The following is a 5,130-nucleotide window of genomic DNA, read 5'->3' as shown; positions in this document are numbered from 1 at the left end:
ACGACGCTGCAGGCGCTGCGGCTGACGACACGGCCCAGCGCGGTGCCGAGCGCCTGATCGATCTGCTGCTGGCCGCGCTGCTGGGCGGCGATGAAGCGGGTGTTCTGCTGCTGATCGAGAACTTGCAGCTGCTGGGCGAGAGCGGCCTGCTGGCGCTGGTACTCGATCGGCGCGGTGGCGTTCTGCCGCGCCGCCAGCGCGCGCTGTTGCTGCTCGATCGCGGCGCGCCGCTGCGCCAGCTCGCCCGACAGCGAGGACTGCAATTGCTGCAACTGCCCCTGCAGCGACTGCCCGGCGCGCGAAGCGCTGATCGCGCCATCACGCGAGAGGAGGCATAGCCCGGCGATCGGCGGCCCGAACATCTGGGCCGCCGCGGGACTCGCGACGCAGGTGAGGAAGAGGGCGGCGGAGAGAGTGAAGGATCGCATGACCGCCCTCTCCCTCAATCAGCCCGCCGCCGCAACCCGGTCCGCGCAAGCCTGGTCCTGCCAGACCACTTCGGACACGACGACGTGATAGCGGCCCTCGGGCTTTTCGAAGCGGATTTCCATCCGGCAGCGCGCCCGTTCGGTGCTTCCCGGCGCGAGCGGGAGGAACAGGACGTAGTTCCACCGCCGCGTGATGCCTTCGCCGAAATGCGGCGGACCGATCAGCCGGTAGATGCTGAACTTCTCCAGCCCCGGCACGATCATCCGCACCGCCGCCGGGTCGGCAGTCACACCCGTCTTCTTCTCCTCCAGCGGGGCGCGCTTGAAGGCCCCGGGGTCGACCGTCGCGACGTAAGTCGCGGGGCCGGTTTCCGTGGTCTCCTGTGCGGCGGCCACGGTGCCGATCGAAGTCGCGGCGATCAGCGGAAGCGCGAGAAGTCTGGCTTTCATATGTGCCCTCCTGTCGAGCAATTTGAACGGATCAGAACTGGAAGCCGACGCCGACGTTGGCACCCGCGCGTTCCTGCGTGTCGTAAGTGGCGCCCGCCTTGATGACGGTCTTGCCGTCATCCAGCACCCGCGACAGGCCGACCGCGAACGCCGATTGCCCCTGGTACGTACCGGCACCGAAGGAGAGCATCCCGCGGCCCGGTTCGAACGCCTGGGGAAGACCGGCCGCCGCCAGCGCACCGGCAACGCCGGCGTTGGCGTCCTCGCGCAGGTTGCGGATGTCGTAGTCGATCCCCGCAAGCCGCGAGTCGGTATAGGCGTTGGCTTCCTTCACCGCGCCCGCAAGCCCGTCGTTGAGCTGCTGGACGTTGACCGCGTCGGTCGGTGCCACACCCGCGGCCACGTTCTGCAGCTTCGTTGCCGATCCGCCGGGGTTGAAGGTGACGGAATCACCGTCCTCGTCATACTGCACGGAGTTGTTCGCGACTTGCTGCACCTCGTAGAGCTGCGAGCCGTTGACGGCATCGGTCGAGGTCGAGTTGACCGCCCCCGCCGCGACGTTCTGGACGACGTTGCCGCCCATATCGACGCTCGTGTTCGCGCCCACGGCGAGCCCGCCGTTGGCCGTCACCATGCCGGAGAAGGTGGGGTTGTCCACCACGCCGATCTCGAGCTCGTTGCCGTTCAGCGTCACCACCGTGTTCGAGCCGGCAGCCACGTTCAGCGTGCCGTTCGACCCGATGTTGGTCGACGGACCGCCATCGGCCTGGATGTTCCAGCCCGCGTTCGCAGTCTGCTCGATCGAGTTCAGGGCATCGTTGACGTTGTTGTAGGTGTTGCCGCCGACGTTCAGTTCCGTGTTGATCGTGCCAGTGGTCGGATCGTAGCTGGAGTTTCCGCCAAGACCCTCCGCCACGCTTTCGCCGAGGTTGGAGACATTGTTCTCGACAGTGCTGATGCTGCCCTCGATGTCGGTCACCCGATTGTCGAGGTTGGCAACGTCACCTTCGACCGTCGTCACCCGATTGTCGATGTTCGCCACGTCGCCCTCGACGTTGGTCATCCGGCCGTCGAGATTGGCGACATCGCCTTCGACATTGGTCACCCGGTCGCCGAGATCGGTGATCTGGGTGCCCAGGTTCTGCTCGACCGCCTCGAGCTGGCTGACGTTCACCGCGTCGGTCGGCGCCGAACCGGCTGCGACGTTGGTGATCTGGCGTTCGGCGCCGGCGCTGCCGACCGAGACCTCGCCCGCGGAGTTCTGCGGAGCGGCAAGTCCGTAGCCGGTGTAACCCGTCTGGGCGCCCACGCTGGTCGCCGAGTTCGACCCGAGCGCAACGCTCGCGCCATGATCGACTCTCGCACCCGCACCGATCGCGACGCCCTGGATGGCCGCCGACACCGCTTGCGTGCCGAACGCCAGACCATCGGCGAGCATGACATGCGCGCCCTGGCCGATGGCGGTTCCGCCCGGTGCGATCTGATCGACGATCGCGCCGTTGCCGATGCCGATGCCGTTGTCGGCGTTGACCACGGTCTCGGGACCGACGGCGATCGAGTCTTCGCCCACCGCGAGCGAGTCCGGCTCATCCGAGTTGGCATGGAAGTACTTGGTCGGCGTGGTCGCGACCGCCGCGATGGCTCCCTGAAGCTGCCGGATCGTCACCGCATCCTGCGCGCTGGTCCCGTCAGCCACATTCGTGATCTGACGATAGGACGTGTCGTTCCCCACCGACACGGCGCCAAGAAGCGTCTTGTCGGTCGTGTTGTACTCGATGTTCACCGCGCCGGCTGCAAGCTGGCCGGTCGCAGGCGCCACGGGACGATCTGCGACGGAGCCGGAGCCCAGCGCCAGCGATCCGTCGACGCTCGCCTGGGCATCGCGGCCCAGCGCCACTGCGTCTGCAGCGGTCGCACTTGCCTGATAACCGAGGGCGGTCGAGCCGATCCCCTGAGCGAAGGCGTCCGCCTCCGGGAGGCCGGCCTCGTTGGTGCGGGCATAGCGAAGGCCCTTACCGTTTGCATCGGTGTAGGCGTCGGAGGTGTCGCCCGCGATCTCGGTGATCGTGTCGCCCAGGTTGGCAACGTCACCTTCGACCGTGGTCACGCGGCCATCGAGGTTGGCGACGTCGCCTTCCACCGTCGTCACGCGGCCATCGAGATTGTCGATATCGGTCGCGTTCTGGTCGACTTGCTGGTTGGTCGCGAAGAGCTGCGAGCCGTTCACCGCGTCGGTCGACGTGGCGGAAAGCCGGCCCGCCGCAACATGCGTGATCGTCCGCTCCGCACCGGCGCTACCAACGCTGACGGTGCTCGTCGGTGCCGTACCTGCAAAGGCGTAGGCATTGCCGCCGATCGTCGTGCCGGTGGTCCCCACGGCCGCTTCGGTCGTGGAGCCGGAGCCCAAGGCCACGTCACCCGTGTTGTTCGCGACGGCATTCGGACCGATCGCCACCGAATTGGTGCCGAGCGCCTGCGAGTCCGCCTCGGTCGAGTTAGCGTGGAAGTACTTGATCCCCGCGCCGTTGTTGATGTCGGTGATGGTGTCGCCGAGGTTGGCAATGTCACCCTCGACCGTCGTCACGCGGCCGTCGAGATTGTCGATATCCGTCGCGTTCTGGTCGACTTGCTGGTTGGTCGCGAAGAGCTGCGAGCCGTTCACCGCGTCGGTCGAGATCGCACTCAGGCGGCCTGCCGCGACATGCGTGATCGTCCGCTCGGCCCCAGCCGCGCCCACACTGACCGTGCTTGTCGGAGCGGTGCCGGCAAACGCGTAGGTGTTACCGCCGATCGTCGTGCCGGTCGTCCCCACGGCCGCTTCAGTCGTGGAGCCGGAACCCAAGGCCACGTCACCGGTGTTGTTGGCAACGGCGTTCGGTCCGATCGCCACCGAGTTCGTCCCCAGCGCCTGCGAGTCGGCCTCGGTCGAGTTGGCGTGGAAGTACTTGATCCCCGCGCCGTTGTTGATGTCGGTGATGGTGTCGCCGAGGTTGGCAATGTCACCCTCGACCGTCGTCACGCGGCCGTCGAGATTGTCGATATCCGTCGCGTTCTGGTCGACTTGCTGGTTGGTCGCGAAGAGCTGCGAGCCGTTCACCGCGTCGGTCGAGATCGCACTCAGGCGGCCTGCCGCGACATTGGTGATCGTCCGCTCGGCGCCAGCCGCACCGACACTGACCGTGCTCGTCGGCGCCGTACCCGCGAAGGCGTAGGTGTTGCCGCCGATCGTCGTGCCGGTGGTCGCCACAGCCGCATCCGTAGTGGAGCCCGAGCCCAAAGCCACGTCGCCTGTATTGTTGGCAACCGCATTCGGACCGATCGCCACCGAGTTGGTGCCAAGCGCCTGCGAGTCCGCCTCGGTCGAGTTGGCATGGAAGTACTTGATGCCGGCGCCGTTGTTGATGTCGGTGATCGTATCCCCGAGGTTGGCGATATTGGTGGTGTTCTGATCGACCTGCTGGTTCGTCGCGAAGAGCTGCGAGCCGTTCACCGCTTCGCTCGAGGTCGCGCTGACCTCGCCGTCGGCCAGGTTGGTGATCGTCGTATTGGCCATGTCGAGACCGGCCGCGTCGAACACCTGTCCGCTCGCCAGAGTGACGCTGTCGGCAACGAGGTCCGCGCTGGTCGCAATGGTGATGTCGGTGCCGGTGCGGGTCACCTCGATGTTTTGCCCGTCGACGAACTGGACGGTGTCGCCCGGTGCGACATTGGTCGCGGCGTCGCCATTGGCCTGGACGTTCCAGCCCATGCCCGCGGTCGTCGCCACGGCCTCGATCGCCTGGTTGGTCGCGAAGAGCTGCGAGCCGTTGATCGCGTCGGTCGAAGCCGCATCGATGCGGCCCGCCGCAACGTTGGTCACGGTGCGCTCCGCCCCGGCCGCGCCCACGCTGACCGTCGAGGTCGGCGCGGTCCCGGCGAAGGCGTAGGTCGTGCCGTCGATCGTGATGCCGGTGGTCGCTACCGCCGCGTCGGTAACCGAGCCGGAGCCCAGCGCCACGTCGCCGGCATTGTTGGCAACGGCGGTATCGCCGAAGGCGAGCGAGCCCGCCGCCAACGCGCTGCTGTCGTTGCCCAGCGCGACCGAGCCCTGGCCGACCGCCACGTTGCTGTTGCCGATCGCAACCGCGCCGCTCGCCATGTTGGCGGCAGTCGCCGTCGCCGTGCCGTCAGCATTGGCGATGTTGTCCGCGCCGCCGGTGAACGCACCGCGGCCGCTGGCATAGCTCGGATCGCCGATCGCGACCGCGCCGTC

At 67.3% G+C, this 5,130-nt stretch carries 3 protein-coding genes; all 3 read right to left on the bottom strand.

Features of this window, described 5'->3' with window-relative positions:
- Positions 1 to 428, bottom strand: a 428-nt coding sequence (locus tag AC3A5N_RS15990) for a hypothetical protein (protein WP_487738313.1), incomplete at its 3' end; no start/stop codon positions are given.
- An 18-nt stretch (positions 429 to 446) separates the two neighbouring features.
- Positions 447 to 878: a hypothetical protein gene (locus AC3A5N_RS15985; RefSeq protein ID WP_487738312.1), complete on the bottom strand. Its 432-nt coding sequence runs from the start codon at positions 876 to 878 to the stop codon at positions 447 to 449.
- 31 nt (positions 879 to 909) lie between these two features.
- Positions 910 to 5,130 (bottom strand): YadA-like family protein (locus AC3A5N_RS15980; protein ID WP_487738311.1); only part of this gene is annotated, 4,221 nt, incomplete at its 5' end.

It is taken from the genome of Pelagerythrobacter sp. Soil_C_18 (genome assembly GCF_057657235.1).
The sequence above is the reverse complement of the archived record's forward strand: the minus strand, read 5'-3'. Positions and strand labels throughout refer to the sequence as shown.

Excerpts from the sequence above, each read along its gene's own strand:
- AC3A5N_RS15985 (WP_487738312.1), bottom strand. The coding sequence starts at position 878 with ATGAAAGCCAGACTTCTCGCGCTTCCGCTGATCGCCGCGACTTCGATC.